We start from the raw sequence: 22,517 nt of genomic DNA, 5'->3' as shown, positions 1-22,517 counted from the left end.
AGAAGCAGAAAGGCTCTAGCCGCCGAAGCTGCCCGCCTGGGTCGGTACGTGCACATAGTTGCGGTCGAAATAGAGGAGGGCGTGCCCATCCTTGCGGCTGCGAATGTCCATCACCTCGCCGATGAAGATATGGTGCGTGCCGACGAGGCGCGCTTCCGTCAGGCGGCAATCGAAAGAGACGATGGCATCGGAAAGCGCCTGGCTGCCGGAGCGGAAATCGATCCAATCCGCCGCAGCATAGCGCTCCTCCATTTCCGCGCGCTGACCGGCGAAATAGCCGGCCAGTTCCTTGTGTTCCTGCGTCAGCACGTTGACGCAGAAACGACGGTTTTCCAAAAAGAGGGCTGTTTGCGCCGAGCGGCTGTTCATGCAGACCAGCAGTGTCGGCGGTTCGTCGGTGACGCTGCACATGGCCGTCGCGGTGAAGCCGCCGCGGCCCGCGGGGCCGTTGGTGGTGATCACGTTGACCGGCGCGCAGACCCGCGCCATCGCATTGCGAAATTCGGTTTTCGAGAGTTGCTCCTCCATGGCGACGGCCTCACTCGGCGGCGTTGCGGATGGGGGAGGTTTGCCCAAGCGGCGGAAGCCAGGTGTCGCCGGTCCAGCCGTTTTCGTCGTAGTCGCTCATGCAACGATCGACCAGGGCTTCCATTTCCTTCAACCGGCCACCGCGCTCCGCGCCCTTCAGCACCTGCAGGCGGACTTCCTCCGGCGCACCGGCATAATTGAGCTCGTAGAGCGCATGCCGGCCGCCAAATTCGGTGCCGGTCGCGTCCCATAGCAGCTTCATGATCTTGATGCGCTCGATGTGGCCCATGTCGTTGGAGCCGCGCACATATTGGGCGAGGTAGCGGTCGATTTCCGGATTGCCGAAATCCTTGGCCGAGGAGGGCAGGTAGATGAGGCCGGAGGCGACGACCTTGCGCACGGTTTCGATGACGCGCGGATAGGCTTCCGACATGAAGGTACGGTACGAAAGGGCGGCCTCCATGTTCGGCAGCACCGCGCCGTTTGCCCAGGGCTGCGGGTTATAGGCCATGGCGTTGGAGAAGGACCAGAACATGTGGCGAAGCGCGATGACTTCGCCGAGCGACGCCTGATTGCCGCGGAAGGCATCGCCGCCGGTCGCGCGCAGTGCCTTTGCCAGCAGCCCGGCAATGAAGTCGAGCTTGACGGCGAAACGCGTGCAGCCCTGGAAGCAGTAGCCGTGCATGAAGCCGGAGGCCGGATGGAAGGAGAGGATCTTCGCCGCATCGCGCAGCACGAGCACGTCCTCCCAGGGCACGAAGACGTTGTCGAGCACCAGGATCGCATCGTTCTCGTCGAAGCGCGACGACAGCGGATAGTCGAAAGGCTGGCCCACCGTATTGGCGGTCTGCTCATAGGAGACGCGGCAGAACATCTTGATCCCGGGCGCATTCATCGGAACGATGAACATGACCGACAGCGACGGGTCTTCCGTCACCGTTGCCGAGCTCTGGGCGAGAAAATTGTAGTGGGTGAGGGCCGAGGACGTCGCCACCACCTTGGCGCCGGAGACATAGATGCCCGCGTCGGTCTCCTTGGTGATGTGGACGAAGACGTCCTTGACGGCATCGGCCGGCTTGTGACGGTCGATCGGCGGATTGACGATCGCATGGTTCATGAAGAGCACGGATTCCTGCGCGCGCTTGTGCCAGGAGAGGGCATTGTCCTTGAACGGACCGTACCAGTCGGCATTGGCGCCGAGCGTGTTCATGAGGGCGGCCTTGTAATCGGCCGTGCGGCCCATCCAGCCATAGGACATGCGCGCCCAATCGGCGATGGCGCCCTGCTGGGCGACGAGTTCGGCGGAGGATTTCGCGACCCGGAAGTATTTGTGCGTATAGCCGCCCGAGCCGGTATCGGTCGGCGAGGTCAGGCGATCCCTGGTCTTTTCGTCATGCAGCGCATCGTACATACGCGCGATCGAGCGAGCGGAATTGCGCATCGAGGGATGAGACGTCACATCGGCGATGCGTTCGCCGTTGATATAGACCTCACGGCCGTCGCGCAGGCTTTCCAGATATTCGGCGCCGGTAAATGGACGGGTCTTGTCGCTGCGGTAATCTTCAGCTCGCATCTCGTATTCCTCCCTTGAGATCATGCCCGATGCTACGTCCGGCGCGTCGTTCGGGCCATGGACAAAGGGGGCAATTCGCTGGTACTTTTTCCGGCATGTCCCAGAAGAATGAGATCCCGAATTTTTTCGTTTATGGCGAGCCGAGCCGGACGCTCGATGTCGGTTTCCTGCATGTGGAAACGGTCATGGACCGCAAGACGCTGCATTTCGGGCATGTCGCATCCCACAAACATCCGCTGATGGGGCAGATCACCTATTGGTACAAAGGCGGCGGCCGCTATCGCATAGAGGACCGGACTTGGAATTTTTCCGCTCCGACGATCGGCTTCGTACCGAGCAATATCATCCACGGATTCGAGGTGGACGATCAGTCGGATGCCATCGTCGTCTCGATATCGGACGATACGCTGAAGGCGCTTGCGCCGCATGCCGATCTCGGCCTCGATGTGCCGACCTTCCTGACGGGGCGCCCGGAAGATCCTTCCTGGCAAAAAATCGACACGCTTCTCGGGATGGTGAGCGAGGAATACCGCGAGCGCGGCGGGCAAAGCGAAAAGGTCATGCTGGGATTGATCGGTGTGGTGCTGTCGCTGATGAACCGGCTCGGCGGCAGCGCGGCATTGCCGACGGCATCGCCGACCGTGGCTCTTGCCTTGGCTTTGCGCAGCGCCGTTGACCGGCACTACAAGAGCGATTGGCCCGTCGGCAACTATGTGGACTTGCTCGCCACGACACCGCACCTGCTCGACAAGGCGGCGCGCGAGGTGTTCGGGCATACGGTCAAGGAAATGCTGCTGGATCGACGCCTGCTGGAGGCCAAGCGCCTGCTGATGTTCACCATTCGCTCTGTCGAGGATATCGGCCGCGAGGTTGGTTTCGAGGATCCCGCTTATTTCTCTCGTTTTTTCCGCAAGCGGATGGGTGAGGCACCGGCCGCCTGGCGGCGGCGGAACCTGGAGCGAGATCCTTCCGGCCGCGCGGCTGCCCACTGAATGGCCAGCATTCGGGAGTATCGGCGGAAAAAACCCAGCTCCGAACCCGCCTGACTTCAAGTTCTTCTGTACCGCGCGCGAAACTCGCGCGGCGTGCAGTTTTCACGCTCATGGAACAGCCGTGAAAAATAGAAAGCGTCTTCGAAGCCGATTTTCGACGCGATAGTTTCGATCTTGTCGTCTGTCGTCGCCAGCAGTTCTTTGGCGTGATCTATCCGTATGCGGAGCTGAAAACCCTTCGGCGGCAACCCAACTTCGGCCGTAACCCTTCGGCGCAGCGTCGCGGGCGACATTCCGTATTCGGCGGCAAAGGCGGCCATATCGAGGGGTTGCGTCGCTCTGCGGCGGAGGACCTCGACGATTGCGGCCATATCCGGGCCTTCCGGAACCAAGGGTCTGGCCTGGCTGGCCTGTTGCGCCGCCAGGATGACGATCTGGTGCAGAGAGGCGGCGGCCGAAGCCCTTGCAAGGTTCGTATCCTCGAGGAGATCGGCGTGAATGCTGCCGAAAAGGCGCTGGACGCGATCGAGGTTGCGCAGATCGATAACCGGGTTCTGCTCGTTGATGAGGCGCAGACGGAGGAAATCGCGTACCAGCGAACCCTCGAACAGCGCCCAGCGCTCGCTCCACCCCTCGGCATCGGGACCATATGAGTGCTGGCGGTTGGGAAAGAGCCAGAAGAGGGCCGGGCCCTTCACGCCCAGGCAGCCGCCGACCTCGGTTTCGAGAAAGCCCTGGCCTTTCTCCACAAGAACCACCGCATAGCTCGGCAGCTTTCGTGCCCTGACGGCTTGCATGGCGTGCTGCCTGCCGCTGCCGGTGACGGCCAGGCCCGCGGCGGCTGCAAGCGGCGATCGATAGATGGCATCCGTTGCTCTCATGGTGAGCGAAAAGTCCAGTATGGTTTTCGTCCATGGAGTGAACCATTCATGCCCGCTAGATTCAACCGGTAATCAACACAGGTCATAGGCGAGTGAAATGTCGATTTCCGTACAAGCGAAGCAATCCGGCCAAGGCGACCTCAACCTTGTTGCCAACGGCAAGGTTCTCTCCACGGCGTCCAACCGGCTTGGCTTTCTCACCCCCACCGATCCGGCCATCGGCATCGATGCGATCCGTCGTCTCTACGAAGAGAACGGCTACGTGTGGCTGAAGGGATTCCTGCCGCGCAACGATGTCATCGACTTCCGCGGCTGGGTCTTCGGCCATATGGCGAAAACGGGACTGATTGCGGAGGGAACAGACCCCAGGGATGGGATCGCATCTGCCGCAGCGCTCGAAGGAAGGGACGTTGATCGCTGCCTGATGTCTCTCGTGCGCTCGGTCGCCTATGAGGGTTTCTGCGCCCAACCCCGCATCTCTCGCTTCATGGACGAATTGCTCTCGGGTATTTCCTATCTGCACAAGCGCAAGATCATGCGCCATGTCCGGCCAGGGACGACGACGGCAACGCCAGCCCATTACGATCTCGTCTATCTTCGCGGCGGCACCAGCAGGATCGTCACGGCCTGGATTCCGATCGGCGATATCCCCGTCGAAATGGGCGGTCTGACCTATCTGGAAGGATCGCACGCCATCGGTGTCGACATGGAACGGGAATTTGCCGAAAAAAACGAGGATCTGAGCCCCGAAGAGCGTGTCAGCGCCTTCAATCGCAACATGACGGAAGGCGGTTGGGTTTCCAAGGATCTGCCCGACATGGCGGAGCGTTTCGACACGCGCTGGCTGGTGGCGGATTATGAAGCCGGCGACGTCATGCTCCATTCGCCGTTCATGATCCACGCTTCGACCACCAATCAGGACAGGCAGCACCGGCTGCGTCTGTCCACCGACATCCGATATCAGAATGTCGAGGACGAGATCGATGCCCGCTGGAACAACCATTGGACGCTCGGCGACATGTTGTGACGATCTTGTCGCGGGATGCCGTCCAGTGCAGTCATCAACGGGCCGCGTTCAGGATGCGTTCTATCTCGTCCACCCGGTCGCGACGACGTTGCAGGCGCTTGCCGATGCGGCCGAACCAGCGTTTGCGCTTCGTGGCCTCACGGCTTGCCTGGAGCTGCTCAATGAAGACCTCGCTGACAGGCTCGTTTTCGACCCGATCGAAAATCCAGCAGAACGATACGGGCAACCGGATGACGCGGAACTGCGGGCGGGTGCTTCCTGCATCCTCCGCAATGATCTGCTGGAGAACGAGCTGATCCCACATATCGGGACTGGCGAGACATCCCTGCCGCCAAAGCTCCAGCAGATGGGCCGCCTCCGGCGTGTCATTGATGAGAATGGTTGCGCTGACCAGACTGCCATCGGCTTCGTAGTAGACGGCGATATCGCAATCCAGCCCGCGAAGTTCCGGCCAGGGATTGCGGTGGAAGACGGCATCGACATCGACGTAAAGCAGTGGGCCGCGCAGCTTCGCCCTTTCCTGCAACAGGAAACCGGGCTTCAAGCCGGCGTTCAGCACCCAGCTGCCGGCGTTCGGTAATGCCGTCGCATGGACCTTCAGTCCAATTCGCTCCGCTGAGCGGGCCATGCGCTCCTTCTCCCGTTCGTAAAAACTGCCCTCGGTGAAAAACGCCACGACGGGACCATCGACGGCCGCTGCCTTGGATTTGCGTTCCGGCAGATCTTGGTCTGTCGGGAACGGGACGATTAAGGCACGCTGTTGGGCAGTCCAGGGGCGAATTTTGTTCAGGATATTCAAGAGGCACCTTCGAGGTTTGTCGATCCGTTCGGATAGCCACCGGCGCCGCAGCCCCGAGGGGTCGTGGGCGAGATTGATAATTTGGGTGAATTGAGCATTCCGGCCGGCTGATGGCGGAAACGTCGCGCCCTGACGTTCGGACCGGATTGGCAAACCGTTTGATCTTCGCTAATCGATTGTCATGTCCGATAATGTCATCAAGTTTGAACGTCGCCCGAAGCCCAAGCCGCCGAGGCAGACCCCTCCCTGGCTGAAGCGTCTGCTGGCGATCCTGGCCGTCATCGCATTTTTCGTAGCAGCGTTTGCTTACTTCACGCTGAAAGGCGGGGCAGCCGGCCCGACATTCTGATCGGCCGGTTGACCTGTGTGATTCCAGGCTAGCCTGACCGAAATCCCGTATTGCCATCCGCTTCGATTTCTCCGATCCGCGGCAGCTTTTGCCATGCGAGATTCAAAGGCCCGTCTTCAGGAGACGCCTCTGGGCGCGATCATTTTCGTGCAACGGAGAAGGCAAATTTTATCTATTTGATTCAATGAATTAACTGGATTCCCCGACGCTTCAGTCGTGCCGTCGCGGGTGGACGTCCATCGGCAAGTTTCTATATACCGACGAGGTTCATGGTCTGACAAACGGGAAGAGGAGCAGGACATGACTTTGACCTCGCACGACGTTACCGCCGTACTCGGCCCTGTGGACGAGGCGTTGCTTGCCGAGATCGTTGCCACAGGCGCGACGCCAACGGAACTCTCCGAGGCCTGGGCCTGGGCCTGGATCAACAGCGACGAGGCGCTGATCGGAGAAGGCCGCCATCTGCCCGCCGGCACGGTGGCGGCGCTGGTGGATCTGCTTTCGACCGATCAAGAGGACTGGGAAGAATAGATCCGATCGGGCGGCCCTGTAAGCCAGGCATCCCTTTGCCGGCTCGCCCATGCCTGCGGGTCTATAGTTCGACCTTCGCATTCTCACCCATATCGGGTTTCGAATTCGAGATCGCGGCGGCCGCCATCTTGATGCAGCTGATGATGGTGCCCGGGCTATCCCAGTATTCGGCGAAAGACGGCGTGACTTTCAAGACGCGAATGGCAGGATCGTCGGCGCTGTGCCACCATGCCCTGGCACCCGTGGTCCAGAGTTCCCTGACGCGCTCGCGATCGTTGGCGATTTCGGCGATGCCGGATATCGAAACGTATTTCTGGCCTTTGGTGTCGGCGAACGCCAGGCATACATTCGGGAAGCGGGCGATCTCGTCATCCTTGTGCCCTGCGACATCGGTCAGAAAATAGACCGCGTTTTCTATAGGCTCGGCATGAGCGGCCATGGGTCTCGCGCGCAGGCTGCCCGATATCTGGGTGGTCAGCATGCAGAAGCCGATCTTCTCGATCAGCTCCCAGACGCGAGCATTTTCATCAAGGTACGTCATGGCTTTCTCCTCGTTCTGCCTGGATCGCAAAGCTCGCCATTGTGCCGGCGGCATCGGTTAAACCCTGCGACAGGCTGGATGTTCCCGCTTGAAGGGAGCCGTCTCACGCCTCCACCCGATGGGCGGGTGATTGGCTGCCGACGCCCTTCTCATTTTCGGCCAAGTTTGTTTTAAAGGTTGCCTGAGGCTAAGGTCGCAACCGTCGGCATTAGCGACCTTGAGACCACCAGGACATGCGAAGCGAAAGGCAGGACAATGGAGATCATCACCACGACCCTGGTACTTTTGCTTGCCATCGTCGTCAGTGGAACGATTTCCCGGGCGATACCCATCGTGCTGCCGCTGCCGCTGATCCAGATCGCGCTCGGAGCGGTCGTCGGTCTCTCGGCCGATCTCAGCGTGCGGCTGGATCCCGAGATTTTCTTCCTGCTGTTCCTGCCGCCGCTGCTCTTCCTGGATGGATGGCGGATTCCGGCCGACGAAATCCGGCAGGATATGAACATTGTTGTCGAACTGGCCCTGGGGCTTGTCGTCTTCACTGTCCTGGGAGCCGGGCTGCTCGTCCACTGGATGATCCCCGCGATGCCGCTTGCCGTCGCCTTCGCCCTGGCGGCCGTCATTTCGCCGACCGATCCCATCGCCGTGTCTGCTATTGCGCAAAGGGTGCCCATCCCGCCCCGGATGATGCACATACTCGAAGGCGAATCCCTTCTGAACGACGCATCTGGCCTCGTGTGCTTGAGATTCGCGATCGCCGCGGCATTGACGGGCAGCTTCTCGCTCTATGACGCGACGCTCAGCTTCCTGTGGACGGCACTCGGCGGCCTTGCGATCGGCGTGAGCGTGACGTGGGTCATTACATGGCTGAGCACGCGCGTATCGCTTCGCTATGGCGAGGAAAGCGGCTCGGAGATCCTCGTCAGCATCCTCATCCCTTTCGCGGCCTATCTCATCGCCGAGCATCTCCATTGCTCCGGCATTCTCGCGGCCGTATCGGCTGGAACGACCATGAGCGTCGCCGAAAGCTCGGGGCGGGCCATGGCGGCGACCCGTGTGCGCCGAAGCACGGTCTGGGACATGATCCAGTTCGCCGCGAACGGCACGATCTTCGTCCTGCTCGGCGAACAACTTCCGTCGATCGTGGGAAAAGCGTCCGCCACGGTGCAGGTGACGGGTCATCACGAATTCTGGTGGCTGGCCGCCTATGTCGTTGGCCTCACCTTCGGTCTTGTCGCATTGCGCTTCATCTGGGTCTGGCTATCGCTTCATCTGACGCTGTTTCGCCAGAGACGGCGGCGACAGACCTCGCCGAACTGGCGTATTCTTGCGGCATTCTCTTTTGCCGGCGTTCGCGGCGCGATTACGCTTGCCGGTGTGCTCACCTTGCCCTTCACCCTGAACGACGGCTCGCCTTTTCCCGCGCGCGATCTGGCGATCTGCCTGGCAATGGGCGTCATCATCATGTCGTTGATCCTGGCGACGCTTTTCCTGCCGCCGCTGCTGAAAAATCTCGAACTCCCGAAGGATACGAAGCATGAGGAGGACGAGGTCGCGGCGCGGGTCGACGCGGCAAAGGCGGCCATCACGGAGGTCGCACGCCTTCAGCATTCGCTTTCCAAGGGGCGGGAGGACGCGGATCTCTATGTGGACGCAGCGTCACGGGTGATGGAGCTTTATCGCGAGCGCATCCGCAACCAGACCGGCGGCGACGAAGAGGTCGCGCTCTCCAGGCGCACGATGGGCATCGAGTTGGAATTGCGACTGGCAGCTGTTCGGGCGGAGCGCAAGGAGATTTTTCGCAAGCTGCGGGCAAAGCAGCTCGGCAACGAGATCGCAATGAAGCTCGTGCGGGAACTGGACTTGCTGGAAGCGCGCTATGCGGGGTGAGTTTTGCGGCTCGTTCGCCGATCGCAGCGGCCAGCGAATGCGGTGGCAGCGAGTGGCTGAACCAGCCGGACCTTGAACCTGAATTTCCGTCTTCTTACGTCAGTAGCAGCCGAGGCTTCATGAGCTCGGTGCAAATCACGTCTATTACGAGTGAGTGACCAAAATGGAAGACAAGACAAAAACCATCGAAGACCTCAGCGTCGAAGAGCGCGAGGAAATTCTCATCGATATTGCCAGGACGCTGGAAGGCAACGCCCGCGAGGCCTTCGTCGAGGGCAACCAGCAGTTTGCGGCGCTTTCGACCAATATGGCGGAAGCGATCCGCATCAACGCCGACGAACTTGCCCGCGACGATCCCGAAAATGCGGAAATACTGCTGCAACAGGCTGTCGCAATGATCTCGCAGTTCAATGCTACTCATCCCTATCGGTTGATTAGCACAGCTGTTCACTAATCGGCTCGACGCCCTACTTCTATCCCGACAACACGACCCGGAGGATTTCGATGTCAGAACTCATAGTGCTTGGTTTCGATAATGCCGACAAAGCGGACGCCGTTCTCAACCGCCTCGTCCAGCTCGAGAAGGAATATCTGATCGATCTGGAAGACGCCGTGATCGCCGTTCGCGACGAGACCGGGAAGGTCCGCCTCAAGCAGAGCGTCAATCTGACCGCGGCCGGTGCCGCGAGTGGCGGCCTCTCGGGCGCGCTATGGGGTTCGCTGGTGGGACTATTGTTCCTCAATCCGCTCGCAGGCTTGGTCGTCGGCGGCGCCATCGGCGCCGGATCGGGCGCTCTTGCCGGATCGATGGCGGATTACGGCATCGATGACGGTCTCATCGAGAAGCTTGCCGAGACCATTCCGACAAACAGCTCCGCGCTTTTCCTGCTGATCCGCAAGGTTCAGCCCGAGAAGGTTCTCGCCGAGTTCAAGGGCGAGCATGCGCGGTTGCTGCGCACCTCGCTTTCACCCGATCAGGAAACACGGCTGCGGCAGGTTCTTGTTGACGAGACATCGCCATCTTCAGCCGGAGCATCCGCGACCTCCGCTACGGTTTGACGGAGGATTCGGGTAGCAACGGTCCGCTATAGGCCGTGCTTCCGCACAGGAAGCGCGGCCGGAGACTGATGAACGAGCCCGCTCGCGGCAGTTCACGCGCCTTCCATATCGCGAGGAATGCTGCCATCCTACGCGTCGGTCCATCCAGTGATCGATGGCGTTGCAGCAGGGGGAGGGGCAAGACCCGAACGGCCGTTGTCAGCATACGTTTCCAGACGAAAAGTTGCGCGATGACCGAGCCCGTACCTCGTCAAGGCGAACCCGCGTCAAAGCCGAAGGCATCCCTCGTCCAGACCAAGCGCGCGGCGGTGCAGGCGCTGCGGGTGATGATCGCGTGCACGATCACCTATGCCGTCTCCCAGCTTCTCCATCTTCAGCAGGGCTATTGGGCCGTATTCACGGTACTGATCGTCATGCAGGCATCGGTCGGCGCGACGGCTGGGGCCGCCGCCGACCGGCTGGTTGCAACGGTTGCGGGCGCCGTGCTCGGAGGCATCGCGGTCCTGCTGACGCCGCGGGAGCCGCTCGCGATCGGCATCTCGCTGATCTTCGTCGTCGGACTGTCCAGCTTCGCCGCGGCACGCGTGCTTCGCCTGCGCAATGCCGGGCTTACGGCCGCGATCGTCATGCTGACCCATTCCGCCTCCGTTCCCGTCGAGGTCTTCGTGCTCGACCGCATCGCGGAAATCACGCTCGGGGGTGTCGTCGGCGTGCTCGCCAGCCTCTTCATTCTGCCGACGCGATCGCGGACCATGGTGCTCGATCGGTTCGGATCGGCGCTCGACGTCATGGCGCAGATACTGCGAACGCTTGCGTCCGCGGTCGAAAAGGGCGAGCCGGTCTCGGCCACGGAAGCCAATATCGCGCTTCGTCAGTCCCTGATGGCGACAGAGGCGCTTTTGACCGACGCCCAGCGCGAGCGCGCCTTCTGGTTGTCGAGACAGGGAATTTCGGAGGCCATCCCGCGTTCGCTCTGGCGAATTCGCAACGACATGACCTATGTGAGCCATATCGTCGAAACGCCTTTTCCGCCGGCAATCGTTGAAGCGATCGGACTGCAGGCCGCAGGGGTGCTGGAAGCCCAGGCGCGCTTCGCCGAAGTGTGCGGCGGGGCGCTTCGCACGGGCACGGACATCGATCCCGACGTGCTGTCGGCAGGCGATAAGGCCTTCGAAGCCGCCTTCAGCGCTCTTCAGAATTCCGAGGCGGCTCAATCCATGGGATTCAGCGAGACCGGACGCCTGTTCGGTCTCGATTTCACACTACGCCGTATGCACCAGAACTTTCTGGATCTTGCCGACCGCATTCGCGAAAGCAAGGTCAGTTGAAGAGGGGCCTGCTGATCCTCAAGGCAATCACCTGCCCGGATGGTTTCATCCGAACATCGGGACAGGCTTGCCGATATGGTAGTCGGGATTGGAGTGGCCGGGCCGATCAACAGATCGGAAAGGCGTCATCATCAAGCGAGCTCAGGGCGTGATGCGCCGCCGTGCGGCGGCGCCGTTGGCCTTACGTATGCTGCAGATTTCGCTCGGCAGCTTTTTCGTTCAGCCGTCGCCCGCCTGCATCGAACATGCAGATGCGCTCCGTCCGCGGCTGTAGCCAGATCGTCTGTTCCGGTTCGATATTCAGCCGTTCGTGGAAGACGGTCACGATCGTCTGTTCGCCCACCGTCGCCGTCACATGCGTTTCCGAACCGAGCGGCTCGACCACCACCACACGCGCCGGAATGCCGACATTGGCGGCCGACAGGGTGAAATATTCCGGGCGAATGCCGTATATCCCCTCCACGCTGGCGAGCTTCGGAGCATCGTCGGGCAGGGGCAACAGGATGCCGTCATTCGTTTTGAAGACGGGTCGGCCACCGGCGCTGTCGAAGCGCCCGTTCAGGAGGTTCATCGCCGGAGAGCCGATGAAGGCGGCAACGAACGTGCTTTGCGGATTGTCGTAGAGCTCGAGCGGCCGGCCGATCTGCTCGATATGGCCGCCGTTCATGACCACGATCCGGTCGGCCATGGTCATCGCCTCGACCTGGTCATGGGTCACGTAGACCGTCGTCGTCGCAAGACGCCGATGCAGGCTTTTGATCTCGGCGCGCATGGCCACCCGAAGTTTCGCATCGAGGTTGGATAGAGGCTCGTCGAACAGGAAGACCTGCGGATCGCGAACGATCGAGCGGCCCATGGCGACGCGCTGCCGCTGGCCGCCTGAAAGCTGGCGGGGATAACGCCCGAGCAGGTCGGTGAGACCGAGAATCTGCGCGGCATGCGCCACGCGCTTCTGCTTCTCCTCTTTCGGGGCTCCGGCGAGCGTCAGCGAAAAAGCCATGTTTTCGGCGACCGTCATATGCGGATAGAGCGCATAATTCTGGAAGACCATGGAAATGTCGCGCTCCTTGGGCGGCAAGTCGTTGACCACGCGCCCGCCGATGCTGACCGTGCCGCCGGTGATGTCCTCGAGGCCCGCAATCATTCGGAGAAGGGTGGATTTTCCGCAGCCCGACGGTCCGACCAGGACGACGAATTCGCCGTCGGCGATATCGACGGAGACGCCGTGGAGGATTTCCACGGCGCCGTAGGCCTTGCGGGCCTTGTCTATGGTAACGGTGGCCATCATGCCCCTCCGATCCGGATCTCGTTGGACGAAAGGGCGCCTTCATGGACAAGCAGGCCAATGCCGCCGTCACGGAAGGCATCCGCGGCGGTGTCCTCCGCCGTCACGGAAACTCCGTCGGCTTCGAAGGTGATCTGCCTCCCCTTTGCCGTGACCTTCATCGCAATGTGCTTGTCGAACTCGGTCTTGAAGGCCGTCTCGGCAAGGACCTTGGTATCCTCGTCACGGACCTTGACGATCTGCATCTTGCCGTCGCGCGTCACGCGGGCGCCATAGTAGCGGCGCAGGCCCTGGGCACGGACGGCAAGGCCGCCATAGTTGCCGAGATGAATCATCACCTGACCGGAGGCCTGGTAGTCCGTCCATTGGCGGGTGCCGTGAATGATGATGCCTTCGCCTTGGTTTTGCGAGATCCGGAAGGCGGCCGGGAAGCGCTTGGAGAAGAAGCTCGCGCCGTTCACCCAGGCCATGCGCCAGAAATCGCTATCGCCGGCCGGGCGCTTGAGGGTAAGCCTCGGTGCCCCGTCCCAACGGAGATAGTCGACGAGCAGCCGGCCATCGGCACGTCTGCCGGTGCCGTTTACGGCGATGCCGATTTCGGCGATCGGCTGGCCATCCGTGTCGGGAAGCGTCCATTCGAGGATGGCTTCGGCACCGGGCTGGAGGGCAACCGGATCGGAGTCGATATCGCGGAGCTGGTCGCGCTCGTCATAGACACGAATGCGCAGGCGCGCTTCGATCGCGCCCCGGTTCTGCTGATCGGCCTTGACGTGTGCCTTCACCACCTGGCCGGCATAGACGAGCGGCGTCGCCATCAGGTCATAGGTGCGCATGTCGAGCATTTCACGCGGCGAAAAGGTCGGCGTCGTCACGACGGCGCTTTGGGCGGGTCCAAGGGATTCGTAGTCGATCGTCAACGCGCGGCCACTCTCGAATTCGGTATTGCCGACGCGCACGCCGCTTGCCGTGTCGAGACCGGTCTGCGGGCGGAAGCCTTGCTGGCTGCCGGGAAGCGAGAAGTGAAATTGCGCGCCGTTCTTCGGCGCGCCGAGCGACTGGTGGCCGGCGAGCTGGAGACCGAGATTGGTGAGGAAGTATGCCTGGCGCACGGCATCGTTGATGGAGTTGCCGCCGTCGGCCGAAGAGATCAGCATGCGGTCGGCGATGGGCCCCCGGAAATCCGGGCCCTCTGCAAGGCCGTCGAGACCGTTCATGATGCCGAGCAGGCAGCCGACATTGCCGGCATTGCAGTCCGTGTCCCAGCCGGAGGTGTTGACGATCATCTGCGCCTTCTGGAAATCGTGCGGCGCGTAAAGCACCGTCATGATCATCAGGGCGTGATTGGGTATGACATGGCAATTGCCGGGATATCTGTCGTAGCCGTAGTTGTCCTGGATCTTCTGGCGCGTGTCGCGCCAATCGGGATGCGCCTTGTGCCAGCTGCGAATGTCGGCAATCAGCCTGGCAATCAGGCTGTCGCGCGGGATCAGCTTCAGGCCGGTATCGATGAGGTGATCGATGTCGGAGGCGACGAACGCTTCAGCCTCCATCGCGGCCCAGAGCATGGCGGCATAGACGGATTCGCCGTCATGGCTGACCTTGCCGGCCTGTTCGGCGAGCCTGGCTGCCAGTTCCGGCTGGCCGGGGGCAACCATGGCCCATCCGTCGATGAAGATCTGGGCGCCGATCTGCTCGGCCACACCCTGGCCGTTGGTGGCGATCGAGCCGGAATGCGGCGCAGGCACGCCCTTCTTGAGGTTGAGCCAAGCCGTGTGTTCGGTCGAATTGCCGTTGCCGCCCCACCAGAGGATCGACCGCTCCTCGACGATATAGTTGAGCCAGGCCTTGCCGATTTCTTCGGCCGAGAGATCCGGCTTGATGCCGTAGTCCTCAAGGGCGCGGATGAAGGTGAAGGTGCCGGCGACATCGTCGTCGGTGACGACCAGAGGCTGGTTCAGGCGCTCATGGACGTAATACTCGATGGGCCCGAGTTCCTCCATGATCTTCTGATAGGTCCATCCCTCGAAAGGGCGGCCCAGATAGACGCCGACGAGCTTGCCCAGGACGCCGGCATAGACACGTTCGAGATAGTCGTTCGGAAGCTGCATCATTCACTCCATGTATATTTGAAAAATCGTTCAACCCTTGACCGAGCCGCCGGCCATGCCCTCGATGAAGCGCTTCTGCATGAAGACGAAGAGGGCAACGACGGGCACGACGATGATGAGTGCCGCCGCCATGATCTCGCCCCAGTCGGAGCTGTACTGGCCGGACAGCAGGAAGAAGGCGATGACGGCCGTCATATTCTCCTGCTTCTGCAGGAAGGTTGTGGCGATGAGGAACTCGTTCCACGAATTCAGCCCGATGATCAGCGCCACGGTGAGGATGCCGGGCGAGACGATCGGCAGCATCACCCGCCAGAACACCTGCCAGTGCGTCGCGCCGTCGACGATCGCGGCCTCTTCGAGCTCCTTCGGGACAGCGAGGAAGTAGGTCCTGAGCAGCATCACGGCGAAGGGGCTGTAGAGTGCGGTATAGATCAGCGCCACGCCGAAGATATTGTTGATGAGGCCGAGCTTCGCAAAGCCGAAATAGAGCGGGAAGATATAGAGCTGGATCGGCGCCGTCGTCGTTGCCAGAAGATAGAAGGTGAAGATCTTCCAGCTTTTGATCTTGCGGCGGGCGATCACATAGGCCGTCAGCGACGATGTCGTGCAGACGAGCGCGATGGTCGTGCCGGACACGATCACCGAATTGATGAAGGTCTTCGAGAACTTCGCGTGGTTCCAGGCATTGACGAAATTCTGCCATCGGATCGGCTGCGGCAATCCAAGCGGATTCTGGACGATCTGGGCGGCGGGCTTCAGCGAATTCAGCACCAGAAGGGCGATCGGGAAGAGCGCGAGGAAGGCGAAGATGCCCAGAAGGATATAGCAGACCCAAAGGGTCAGACGGCTTTCCACGAGCCTCATTGCTCGCCCTCCCTGGTCTGGATACGAACGTAGAAGAACGTGCCGACGAGCCCGAACAGGCTGATGACAAGCGCCGCCGCTGCCGCTTGTCCGACGTTCAGATCATAGAATGCCTTGCGGTAGGCGAGCGTCGAGAGCAGTTCGCTCGAGAAGGCGGGGCCGCCCTGCGTGAGGATGTAGACGAAATCGAAGGCGAGGAACGACCAGATGACGGTCATAATCATCATCAGCGTGATGGTTGGCCGGATGCCGGGCAGCAGCACGTAGCGCATCATCTGGAAATAGGTCGCGCCTTCGATGCGGGCGGCTTCGATCTGCTCCTGCGACACCTGCCGAAGTGCGGCGAAGAAGATGACGCAGAGAAACCCCCACCAATGCCAGAGGTCGACGGTAGCGACCCCGAAGAGCGCGATCGGCGGCTGGGTCAACGGATTGGGGATCGGCAGCCCATATTTCTTGAGGAGGCCGAAGACGCCGGTGACCGGGCTGTAGATCATGCCCTGCCAGATGCGGGCCGTGATTGCGGTGGCGATGACGACGGGCAGGAAGTAGACGACCTGGAAGAAATTGCTGCCGCGACGCACGATCAGCAGCATGGAAGCGGCCAGCAATCCCATGAGGATCGGCACGGTCAGGAAAACGGCCGTCCAGATGATGTTGTTGCCAAGCGCCAGCCAGAAAACGCGATCGTCGGCAAGCGCGCGAAAATTGTCGAGGCCCGCAAAGGTGGGCGAGGAGATGCCGTCCCAGCTGCAGAAGGCGAGCGCCACCGTCAGCAACGCGGGAACGAGGACGATGATGACATTGATGATCATCGTCGGGACGAGATAGAGTCGGTGCATAATATCCTCCGGGCAGGGACGGCGCTTTTGGCGCCGCCCTGCGGCGGTCCGTCAGGCGCGGGGTGGAACCGCCGGCGCCTTGCCGGCATCGCGTTCCTGCTTGAAAGTCTCGTCGAGCTTCTTGAGGAAGTCGGCCGACTTCGTCTTTTTGAGCCAGACTTCCTCCATGCCGCTGACCAGATAGGTGTCCGTGGCAGGCGGCAGGAAAGTCCAGGTCGTGTAGCCATATTTACCTGCGCCGACCGCGCCGGCCAGCTGCTTCATCGCATCCTCGTAGAGAGGCAGCACCTTGTCCGACAGCTTGACCTTGGAAAGATCGGCCAGCGGCAGGTTCCATTCGCCCTGCCAGACGGAGTTCATCTTGCTGTAGTAGTCGTCCGTGAACATGTAGTCGAGAACGGCTGCGGCGCCATCGGTGTTGCTTGATTTGGCGTTGATCGACAATGTCGAGCCGATGCCAAGCGCGAAGATCGGATCGCCTTTCTCGCTCGGGAAGCCGACGAAGCCCGGCTCCGCATTGTTCTGCGGGAAATAGGTCTGGACGTTGGTGAAGTTCCAGGTGCCGGTCGGCGCCATGCCGGCCTGGCCGCTGGCGATCTGCGCAAAAGCCTGCTCGAGCGTCAGCGAGAAATAGTTGTCGCCGAAGTAGCCCTTGTCCCACCACTCCGCGAGCTTGTCGATCGAGTGGACGAAGGCGGGATCGGTCCACGGAATGGCGCCCGTCAGCGCCTTGTAGACGTTCTCCGGCCCTGCGATCGAGTTGAAGGCGATCGAGACGTAGTGCTCGTTCGCCGGGCGCCAGTCGGCGTTGCCCGCGCCGAACGGAGCGAGGCCCTTGGCCTTCATCTCGTCGGCAAGTGCTTCGAAATCAGGTATCGTCGTCGGCACCTTCCATTTGTTCTGGTCGAACAGGGTCTTGTTGTAGAAGAGGCCGAGCGTTTCGTAGGTCTTCGCCAGAGCGTAGAGCTTGCCGTTGTAGCGGCCGAGATCGAGGAAGAGCGGCAGCACCCGCTCGTTCCAGCCATATTTCTTGGCGTAATCATCCAGCGGCAGAAGCTGACCGGCCTGGGCCATCGCCGCGACATAGCTCGGACCGGCCGTGAAGACGACATCGGGACCGGTGCCCGCCACCATCGCAATGCGCAATTGCTTGTCGAGATCGGAGCCGCGGAAGTCGATGCTCAGAAGCTCGTCGGGGTGCGCTGCATTGAACGGGTCGATCAGGATGTTTTTCAGGTTGTCCTGGTTCTCCGGCGAAGCGGATTCATACCAGAAGGATATGGGTTTCTGATCCGCCGCGGATGCGAAGCGGGACATGAGCGGCAAGGTGGCCAGGCCGAGGCCTGCCTTCAAAACGGTACGTCTGTGCATAGGTCTCCTCCAATTTTGCTTTTATTCGTTGCTCGTTGAGCCCCTGACGACGAGGTCGAAGGGCATTTCGACTGCAGTTCCTGCACCTGTCTTCTCTCCCCGCAGACGATCCATCAGGGTCTGCGCGGCACGTTCTCCCATTTTCCATTGAAACTGCGCGACCGTGGTCAGGGTCGGAGTGACCAGCTTGGCCGCCGAAATGTCATCGAAGCCGACGACGGCGATGTCGTCGGGGATGCGGATGCGCCGTTCGCGCAGCGACTGCATCACGCCAATCGCCATCAGGTCGTTTGCGGCGAAGATCGCGGTGGGGCGAAAATCGCCGCCGAGGATGTTTTCGGCCGCACGTATGCCGCCCATTTCGGAAAATTCGTCGTCGATGACGACGTGATCGGGATGGCCGAGCTTTGCAAGCGCCGTGCGATAGCCTTCGATCCGGTGGGCCTGCGGGCCGCCGCGGCCGGCAACGAGGGCGATACGGCTATGGCCGAGGCCCAGCAAATATTCCGTCACCGCCTGCGCGGCCGCGCGGCTATCGACGTAGATGTCATCGACCGGGATGTCCCCGCCGCGCTTCTTGGACGATTCAATTCGCACCACCGGAACACCTGCCTCGACCAATGGGCTGAGATCCCGCGCATTCAGCGAGAAGAAGACGCCGATCACGCCATCGACGCGCCCCTGCCGCGCCCAATCCAGAAAGTGGCGCTCGCGCTCGGGCGTGCCGTCCGTATTGACGGTGATGACATCGTAGTTCAGCCCGTCCGCCACCGATTGGATGCCGCGGATCAGCGATGGGTAGAAGGGGTTGGTGATATCGGGCACGATGCAGGCAATGGTCATCGAGCGGCTCGTCTTGAGCGCTTGCGCGAAGCGGTTCGGTACGTAGCCGAGATCTTTCGCCGCCTTGGTGATCCGTTCCCATGTCTCCGCCGGGATCGACGCGCCGCCGCCGCTCAGCACCATGGAAACGGTTGCCTGAGAGACCCCGGCCGCTTTCGCGACATCCTTTTGCGTTGCTCGTCCGTTTATCATTGCTCGTTTGCTTATACGTATTAGTTATACGTATCAATAAAAGCCCATTTAGCCGGTGTCAAGCGTCACCGCGAGTTGCGATACAAACAAGGGACGGATGAACTTCGGTAGCGAGATGCTGCCGCGGCAAGGCGGGCAACGCCAATCCGCGGTTCTTCCGGCGCGATCGTGGAGGACGTGTGAAAGCTGAGGCCTTTTGTCCGCTGCCGCGCGTCCTGCCTGATCGGCAGGACGGTCGTCACCGAAGACGAAGACCGGAACGTCCCGGCTGCTCTTGATCGTAATCCGGTGGCGTTGGGGGCTGGGGCGTTGTTGCCTTAACGGTTACATCAGCCGATGCAAAGCGAGATATCGACCTGATGACAAAAACAGAAATGCCGGCCTTTCAACGGGCCGGCATTTCTACTGTCAGGTGGCTTTTAGAGCCAAAAGGCTCTTACTTGTTGAGCGCGTCCTTCAGTGCCTTTGCCGGCGTGAAGGTCAGCTTCTTGGACGCTGCAACCTTGATGGTTGCGCCTGTTCCCGGATTGCGTGCTTCGCGCTCCGGCGTATCCTTGACCTTGAACTTGCCAAAGCCGGGTATCGAGGTTTCTGCGCCGGACGTTGCGGCTGAGGTGATGGCTGCAAAGACGGCTTCGACGACTGCCTTGCTCTGAACTTTGGTGAGCTTGTGCTCTTCGGCAATCTTGTCTGCGATTTCGTTTGTAGTGGTCATGAGGCTTCCCCCGCATTGATGACGCCGGAATCATTTCCATTGCGGATGCCCATTGTCACCTGAGTCTCGGCCGGAAAGGCCCGGAAAGTCTGCATTTCCACAATTTCCGACGCATGGAGGCGGCTTGGCACGCCTTCAGCGGGTGATTTCTGAAATTGCGCCGTCGGCAACGCTGGTAGGGAGTAGAGGGGCACGCCTTGCCAAAACAGCCCGAATCCACTCCACAAGCTTCAACCTTATGGCGTGGAGAGCTATGTGCAATGTGATCGCGCAATCAGCGCTGGCCTTCCGCCGGATGAGCGTATAGTGGCGTGATCGTGACGAATGATGGGGAGAAGCAATGGTAGATCCGATCCATGTAGACAATCGCGGCGACTTCGGTCTCTGGGCCATCGAAGTTGCAAAACAGATCATCAGTGAGCAGGGCTTCGAGCTGGCAAAGGCGGCGCGGGACGGCACGGATGAGGATGTCCGAGCGGCAGGCAATGCGCTTGGACAGGCAATCACCAACGCGCTGATGGAAGTTTACGATGGGCTGCTGGAAACGATCGACGAAGACTAGGCGCATCGCTGTTCGATCAAACAGGGGAAGCCTGCGCTTGAGCGCTCCATCGGCTTTTCACAGAGGAAACTCCCGGCTTGGATAGGGTGTCGCTTCCTCAGGATTGTGCCTTGACATAGAGACAATCTAAAATGGTGGTCTTACAATCGCAAACTGGCATCCCCATATAGGGCGGAAACAGTCTTTCTGCCCTATGACAGGAGAGCCAATGCTGAGTGCAGTACCGCGTTTTGCCAAGATCGCAGCCGTCGTCGTCCTTGCCGCCGCCGCCTCTTTGGCGACCTTTGACATTGCCGATGCCCGCCGGGCCGGATCCAGTGGGTTCGGAAGCCGGGGTATGCGCACCTTCGACACGCCTGCCATAACGCGGACGGCTCCCACGCAGGCGGCCCCGATCGACCGGACTATGACGCCGCGGCCGCAGCAGCAACCCGCGGCCCAGCCGCCACTCGGCGCACAGCAGCGTCCCGGCTTCTTCGGTGGTTTCGGCGGATCGATGATCGGCGGCCTGATCGCCGGCGGTCTCCTCGGCATGATGCTCGGCCATGGTTTCGGCGGCGGCTTCGGCTTCCTGGGCTTGCTGCTGCAGATCGGCCTGATCATGCTGGCAATCAGCTTTGCCATGCGGTTTTTCGCAAATCGTCAGCGCACGCAATATGCAGGGCCGGGCGCGTCCTACAACAACAGCGCCATGAACAACGCGAATGCGTCGCCTCGTCCCTCCTTCTCCATCCCGTCCATTGGCGGCGGGACGGCAGCTTCGCAGAAAGCGCGGCAGGCCAATGACGAAATCGGGCTGCAGCAGGCCGATCTCGATCGCTTCGAGCACCTGCTGACCGAAATCCAGTCGGCCTATGGCGCGGAGGACTATGCGACGCTGCGACGCCTGACCACGCCTGAAGCCATGTCCTACCTGGCGGAGGAGTTCGGTGAGAACGCCACCCATGGCGTGCGCAACAGCGTCTCCGATGTCCGTCTTCTGCAGGGCGACATTGCCGAAGCCTGGCGCGAGGGCGACAGCGAATACGCGACGCTCGCGATGCGCTATTCGAGCATCGACGCCGTGGTCGACCGTGCGACCGGAAAGCTCGTCGACGGCGACGACCGCAATCCATCGGAAACGACCGAACTCTGGACCTTCGTGCGCAAGCCGGGCTCCGACTGGGTACTGTCAGCCATCCAGGGGACTGGTACCCACTAAGCGGGAACTGGTATTGCCGGAAGCCCGCTCCGCGAACCGTCGGGGCGGGCGATAGGGCCGGCGAGCTCATAGACATTTACCCGGAATTCGAACGAGCAGGCGATGTGGAAGCGATATCCCCATCCGCCTTGACTCGGTAAATGCATCCGTTAATGTTCGCGTGTGGAAACGTTACCACATCGGGAGGAAATGGATGAAATCCGCGCGGCTCAACCGCCTGTTTGGCGTGTCCGGAAATTGCTTCGACGTCGCCATCGACCACGGCATGTTCAATGAACGGACTTTCCTTGCCGGCATCGAGGATATGAGAACGGCCATCAAGGTGATCGCGGATGCCGCGCCCGATGCCATCCAGCTTCCGCCGGGCACGGCGCCCATTCTGCAGGCGATCCCCGGCAAGCACCGTCCGGCCCTGGTCCTGCGGACGGATATCGCCAATATCTACGGCAATCCGCTGCCATCGGCGCTGTTTTCCGAAATCATCGACCGGGGCGTGGAGCAGGCGATTGCGCTAGATGCCGCCTGCGTCGTCGTCAATCTCCTGATGCTGCCGAACCAGCCGGAGGTTTATCGCGCCTGCGTGCGCAACGTGAATAGCCTGAAGCGCGAATGCGAGATCTACGGCATGCCGCTGATGGTCGAGCCGCTGGTCATGCAGGACAATTCCAAGGGTGCATACATGGTCGATGGCGCGATCGACAAGATCCTGCCGCTGGTGCGCCAGGCAGCCGAACTCGGCGCCGATATCATCAAGGCGGATCCTTGCGACGATGTTCAGGACTATCATCGCGTCATCGAGATCGCGCAGGGCCTTCCGGTGCTCGTGCGCGGCGGCGGCCGGGTGTCGGATCAGGAGATCCTGACGCGCACGAAACAGTTGATGGAACAGGGTGCGCGCGGCATCGTCTACGGCCGCAACGTCATCCAGCACAACAATCCCGCCGGCATGACGCGTGCCCTGATGGCGATCGTCCATGAGGAAGCTTCCGTCGAAGACGCCTCGCGGCATCTCGCCTGACGCATCCTGGGGAGGAGAGAG

23 protein-coding genes are annotated in these 22,517 nt (G+C 61.2%); 11 read left to right on the top strand and 12 right to left on the bottom strand.

The window, feature by feature from the left end:
* Nucleotides 1-15: 15 nt before the first annotated feature.
* The gene (locus tag GR212_RS05850) at nucleotides 16-528 is read right to left on the bottom strand and encodes a flavin reductase (RefSeq protein WP_163985518.1); all 513 of its coding nucleotides are present in this window, start codon (nucleotides 526-528) and stop codon (nucleotides 16-18) included.
* A 10-nt stretch (nucleotides 529-538) separates the two neighbouring features.
* Nucleotides 539-2,101, bottom strand: coding sequence for a 4-hydroxyphenylacetate 3-hydroxylase N-terminal domain-containing protein (locus GR212_RS05845; protein WP_163985517.1), 1,563 nt, complete (start codon nucleotides 2,099-2,101; stop codon nucleotides 539-541).
* Nucleotides 2,102-2,196: 95 nt separating this feature from the next.
* Between GR212_RS05845 and GR212_RS05840 the strand changes: the two genes are divergently transcribed.
* Nucleotides 2,197-3,093, top strand: coding sequence for a helix-turn-helix domain-containing protein (locus GR212_RS05840; protein WP_163985516.1), 897 nt, complete (start codon nucleotides 2,197-2,199; stop codon nucleotides 3,091-3,093).
* Between the two features lie 56 nt (nucleotides 3,094-3,149).
* Here the strand turns inward: GR212_RS05840 and GR212_RS05835 are convergent, their stop codons facing one another.
* Nucleotides 3,150-3,974: a helix-turn-helix domain-containing protein gene (locus tag GR212_RS05835; protein ID WP_163985515.1), complete on the bottom strand. Its 825-nt coding sequence runs from the start codon at nucleotides 3,972-3,974 to the stop codon at nucleotides 3,150-3,152.
* Nucleotides 3,975-4,071: 97 nt separating this feature from the next.
* Here GR212_RS05835 and GR212_RS05830 point away from each other — a divergent pair, with 97 nt between their 5' ends.
* The gene (locus GR212_RS05830) at nucleotides 4,072-5,001 is read left to right on the top strand and encodes a phytanoyl-CoA dioxygenase family protein (RefSeq protein WP_163985514.1); all 930 of its coding nucleotides are present in this window, start codon (nucleotides 4,072-4,074) and stop codon (nucleotides 4,999-5,001) included.
* A 34-nt stretch (nucleotides 5,002-5,035) separates the two neighbouring features.
* On the opposite strand, the gene GR212_RS05825 is transcribed toward GR212_RS05830, so the two are convergent.
* The gene (locus GR212_RS05825) at nucleotides 5,036-5,629 is read right to left on the bottom strand and encodes a putative nucleotide-diphospho-sugar transferase (RefSeq protein WP_163985513.1); all 594 of its coding nucleotides are present in this window, start codon (nucleotides 5,627-5,629) and stop codon (nucleotides 5,036-5,038) included.
* 352 nt (nucleotides 5,630-5,981) lie between these two features.
* Between GR212_RS05825 and GR212_RS36785 the strand changes: the two genes are divergently transcribed.
* Nucleotides 5,982-6,149 (top strand): hypothetical protein, encoded by a 168-nt coding sequence (locus GR212_RS36785; protein WP_168840364.1) that lies wholly within the window; start codon nucleotides 5,982-5,984, stop codon nucleotides 6,147-6,149.
* A gap of 300 nt (nucleotides 6,150-6,449) precedes the next feature.
* Nucleotides 6,450-6,680 carry a hypothetical protein gene (locus tag GR212_RS05820; RefSeq protein WP_163985512.1) on the top strand — a complete coding sequence of 77 codons (231 nt, stop codon included), beginning with the start codon at nucleotides 6,450-6,452 and terminating at the stop codon, nucleotides 6,678-6,680.
* 61 nt (nucleotides 6,681-6,741) lie between these two features.
* Here the strand turns inward: GR212_RS05820 and GR212_RS05815 are convergent, their stop codons facing one another.
* A complete protein-coding gene (locus GR212_RS05815) occupies nucleotides 6,742-7,221 on the bottom strand; it encodes a pyridoxamine 5'-phosphate oxidase family protein (protein WP_163985511.1) in 480 nt (159 codons plus the stop codon).
* A 255-nt stretch (nucleotides 7,222-7,476) separates the two neighbouring features.
* Between GR212_RS05815 and GR212_RS05810 the strand changes: the two genes are divergently transcribed.
* The 4 genes from GR212_RS05810 (at nucleotide 7,477) to GR212_RS05795 (ending at nucleotide 11,495) form a co-directional block, all read left to right on the top strand.
* Nucleotides 7,477-9,108 (top strand): Na+/H+ antiporter, encoded by a 1,632-nt coding sequence (locus GR212_RS05810; RefSeq protein WP_163985510.1) that lies wholly within the window; start codon nucleotides 7,477-7,479, stop codon nucleotides 9,106-9,108.
* 163 nt (nucleotides 9,109-9,271) lie between these two features.
* The gene (locus GR212_RS05805) at nucleotides 9,272-9,562 is read left to right on the top strand and encodes a hypothetical protein (protein ID WP_163985509.1); all 291 of its coding nucleotides are present in this window, start codon (nucleotides 9,272-9,274) and stop codon (nucleotides 9,560-9,562) included.
* Between the two features lie 50 nt (nucleotides 9,563-9,612).
* Nucleotides 9,613-10,167 (top strand): DUF1269 domain-containing protein, encoded by a 555-nt coding sequence (locus GR212_RS05800; protein ID WP_163985508.1) that lies wholly within the window; start codon nucleotides 9,613-9,615, stop codon nucleotides 10,165-10,167.
* 230 nt (nucleotides 10,168-10,397) lie between these two features.
* Complete coding sequence (locus GR212_RS05795) at nucleotides 10,398-11,495, top strand: FUSC family protein (RefSeq protein ID WP_163985507.1); 1,098 nt, start codon at nucleotides 10,398-10,400, stop codon at nucleotides 11,493-11,495.
* A gap of 181 nt (nucleotides 11,496-11,676) precedes the next feature.
* Here GR212_RS05795 and GR212_RS05790 read toward each other — a convergent pair whose 3' ends face one another.
* The 7 genes from GR212_RS05790 to GR212_RS05760 all read right to left on the bottom strand — a co-directional run bounded on the left by GR212_RS05790 (nucleotide 11,677) and on the right by GR212_RS05760 (nucleotide 19,715).
* Nucleotides 11,677-12,780 carry an ABC transporter ATP-binding protein gene (locus tag GR212_RS05790; protein ID WP_163985729.1) on the bottom strand — a complete coding sequence of 368 codons (1,104 nt, stop codon included), beginning with the start codon at nucleotides 12,778-12,780 and terminating at the stop codon, nucleotides 11,677-11,679.
* Entirely contained in the window at nucleotides 12,780-14,891 is a 2,112-nt protein-coding gene (locus GR212_RS05785; protein ID WP_348643444.1) for an ADP-ribosylglycohydrolase family protein, read from the bottom strand. The genes GR212_RS05790 and GR212_RS05785 overlap by 1 nt, the downstream gene beginning before the upstream one ends.
* 27 nt (nucleotides 14,892-14,918) lie before the next feature.
* Nucleotides 14,919-15,752, bottom strand: coding sequence for a carbohydrate ABC transporter permease (locus tag GR212_RS05780; protein WP_163985506.1), 834 nt, complete (start codon nucleotides 15,750-15,752; stop codon nucleotides 14,919-14,921).
* Nucleotides 15,749-16,594, bottom strand: a complete 846-nt coding sequence (locus GR212_RS05775; RefSeq protein ID WP_163985505.1) for a carbohydrate ABC transporter permease — start codon at nucleotides 16,592-16,594, stop codon at nucleotides 15,749-15,751. The genes GR212_RS05780 and GR212_RS05775 overlap by 4 nt, the downstream gene beginning before the upstream one ends.
* Nucleotides 16,595-16,645: 51 nt before the next feature.
* Complete coding sequence (locus GR212_RS05770) at nucleotides 16,646-17,965, bottom strand: ABC transporter substrate-binding protein (protein WP_163985504.1); 1,320 nt, start codon at nucleotides 17,963-17,965, stop codon at nucleotides 16,646-16,648.
* Between the two features lie 21 nt (nucleotides 17,966-17,986).
* Nucleotides 17,987-19,000 carry a LacI family DNA-binding transcriptional regulator gene (locus GR212_RS05765; protein ID WP_163985503.1) on the bottom strand — a complete coding sequence of 338 codons (1,014 nt, stop codon included), beginning with the start codon at nucleotides 18,998-19,000 and terminating at the stop codon, nucleotides 17,987-17,989.
* Between the two features lie 436 nt (nucleotides 19,001-19,436).
* Complete coding sequence (locus tag GR212_RS05760) at nucleotides 19,437-19,715, bottom strand: HU family DNA-binding protein (protein ID WP_163985502.1); 279 nt, start codon at nucleotides 19,713-19,715, stop codon at nucleotides 19,437-19,439.
* A gap of 340 nt (nucleotides 19,716-20,055) precedes the next feature.
* Between GR212_RS05760 and GR212_RS05755 the strand changes: the two genes are divergently transcribed.
* From GR212_RS05755 to GR212_RS05745, 3 genes are all read left to right on the top strand, one after another.
* A complete protein-coding gene (locus GR212_RS05755) occupies nucleotides 20,056-20,277 on the top strand; it encodes a hypothetical protein (protein ID WP_163985501.1) in 222 nt (73 codons plus the stop codon).
* 208 nt (nucleotides 20,278-20,485) lie between these two features.
* A complete protein-coding gene (locus GR212_RS05750) occupies nucleotides 20,486-21,478 on the top strand; it encodes a Tim44 domain-containing protein (RefSeq protein ID WP_163985500.1) in 993 nt (330 codons plus the stop codon).
* Nucleotides 21,479-21,671: 193 nt separating this feature from the next.
* A complete protein-coding gene (locus GR212_RS05745) occupies nucleotides 21,672-22,496 on the top strand; it encodes a class I fructose-bisphosphate aldolase (RefSeq protein ID WP_163985499.1) in 825 nt (274 codons plus the stop codon).
* The last annotated feature ends 21 nt before the right edge of the window (nucleotides 22,497-22,517 follow it).

Origin of the sequence: Martinezella lusitana, assembly GCF_010668395.1 — a bacterium.
Lineage (GTDB): Bacteria > Pseudomonadota > Alphaproteobacteria > Rhizobiales > Rhizobiaceae > Rhizobium > Rhizobium lusitanum_A.
The sequence above is the reverse complement of the archived record's forward strand: the minus strand, read 5'-3'. Positions and strand labels throughout refer to the sequence as shown.

Excerpts from the sequence above, each read along its gene's own strand:
- GR212_RS05850 (WP_163985518.1), bottom strand. The coding sequence starts at position 528 with ATGGAGGAGCAACTCTCGAAAACCGAATTTCGCAATGCGATGGCGCGG.
- GR212_RS05845 (WP_163985517.1), bottom strand. The coding sequence starts at position 2,101 with ATGCGAGCTGAAGATTACCGCAGCGACAAGACCCGTCCATTTACCGGC.
- GR212_RS05840 (WP_163985516.1), top strand. The coding sequence starts at position 2,197 with ATGTCCCAGAAGAATGAGATCCCGAATTTTTTCGTTTATGGCGAGCCG.
- GR212_RS05835 (WP_163985515.1), bottom strand. The coding sequence starts at position 3,974 with ATGAGAGCAACGGATGCCATCTATCGATCGCCGCTTGCAGCCGCCGCG.
- GR212_RS05830 (WP_163985514.1), top strand. The coding sequence starts at position 4,072 with ATGTCGATTTCCGTACAAGCGAAGCAATCCGGCCAAGGCGACCTCAAC.
- GR212_RS05825 (WP_163985513.1), bottom strand. The coding sequence starts at position 5,629 with ATGGCCCGCTCAGCGGAGCGAATTGGACTGAAGGTCCATGCGACGGCA.
- GR212_RS36785 (WP_168840364.1), top strand. The coding sequence starts at position 5,982 with ATGTCCGATAATGTCATCAAGTTTGAACGTCGCCCGAAGCCCAAGCCG.
- GR212_RS05820 (WP_163985512.1), top strand. The coding sequence starts at position 6,450 with ATGACTTTGACCTCGCACGACGTTACCGCCGTACTCGGCCCTGTGGAC.
- GR212_RS05815 (WP_163985511.1), bottom strand. The coding sequence starts at position 7,221 with ATGACGTACCTTGATGAAAATGCTCGCGTCTGGGAGCTGATCGAGAAG.
- GR212_RS05810 (WP_163985510.1), top strand. The coding sequence starts at position 7,477 with ATGGAGATCATCACCACGACCCTGGTACTTTTGCTTGCCATCGTCGTC.
- GR212_RS05805 (WP_163985509.1), top strand. The coding sequence starts at position 9,272 with ATGGAAGACAAGACAAAAACCATCGAAGACCTCAGCGTCGAAGAGCGC.
- GR212_RS05800 (WP_163985508.1), top strand. The coding sequence starts at position 9,613 with ATGTCAGAACTCATAGTGCTTGGTTTCGATAATGCCGACAAAGCGGAC.
- GR212_RS05795 (WP_163985507.1), top strand. The coding sequence starts at position 10,398 with ATGACCGAGCCCGTACCTCGTCAAGGCGAACCCGCGTCAAAGCCGAAG.
- GR212_RS05790 (WP_163985729.1), bottom strand. The coding sequence starts at position 12,780 with ATGGCCACCGTTACCATAGACAAGGCCCGCAAGGCCTACGGCGCCGTG.
- GR212_RS05785 (WP_348643444.1), bottom strand. The coding sequence starts at position 14,891 with ATGATGCAGCTTCCGAACGACTATCTCGAACGTGTCTATGCCGGCGTC.
- GR212_RS05780 (WP_163985506.1), bottom strand. The coding sequence starts at position 15,752 with ATGAGGCTCGTGGAAAGCCGTCTGACCCTTTGGGTCTGCTATATCCTT.
- GR212_RS05775 (WP_163985505.1), bottom strand. The coding sequence starts at position 16,594 with ATGCACCGACTCTATCTCGTCCCGACGATGATCATCAATGTCATCATC.
- GR212_RS05770 (WP_163985504.1), bottom strand. The coding sequence starts at position 17,965 with ATGCACAGACGTACCGTTTTGAAGGCAGGCCTCGGCCTGGCCACCTTG.
- GR212_RS05765 (WP_163985503.1), bottom strand. The coding sequence starts at position 19,000 with ATGATAAACGGACGAGCAACGCAAAAGGATGTCGCGAAAGCGGCCGGG.
- GR212_RS05760 (WP_163985502.1), bottom strand. The coding sequence starts at position 19,715 with ATGACCACTACAAACGAAATCGCAGACAAGATTGCCGAAGAGCACAAG.
- GR212_RS05755 (WP_163985501.1), top strand. The coding sequence starts at position 20,056 with ATGGTAGATCCGATCCATGTAGACAATCGCGGCGACTTCGGTCTCTGG.
- GR212_RS05750 (WP_163985500.1), top strand. The coding sequence starts at position 20,486 with ATGCTGAGTGCAGTACCGCGTTTTGCCAAGATCGCAGCCGTCGTCGTC.
- GR212_RS05745 (WP_163985499.1), top strand. The coding sequence starts at position 21,672 with ATGAAATCCGCGCGGCTCAACCGCCTGTTTGGCGTGTCCGGAAATTGC.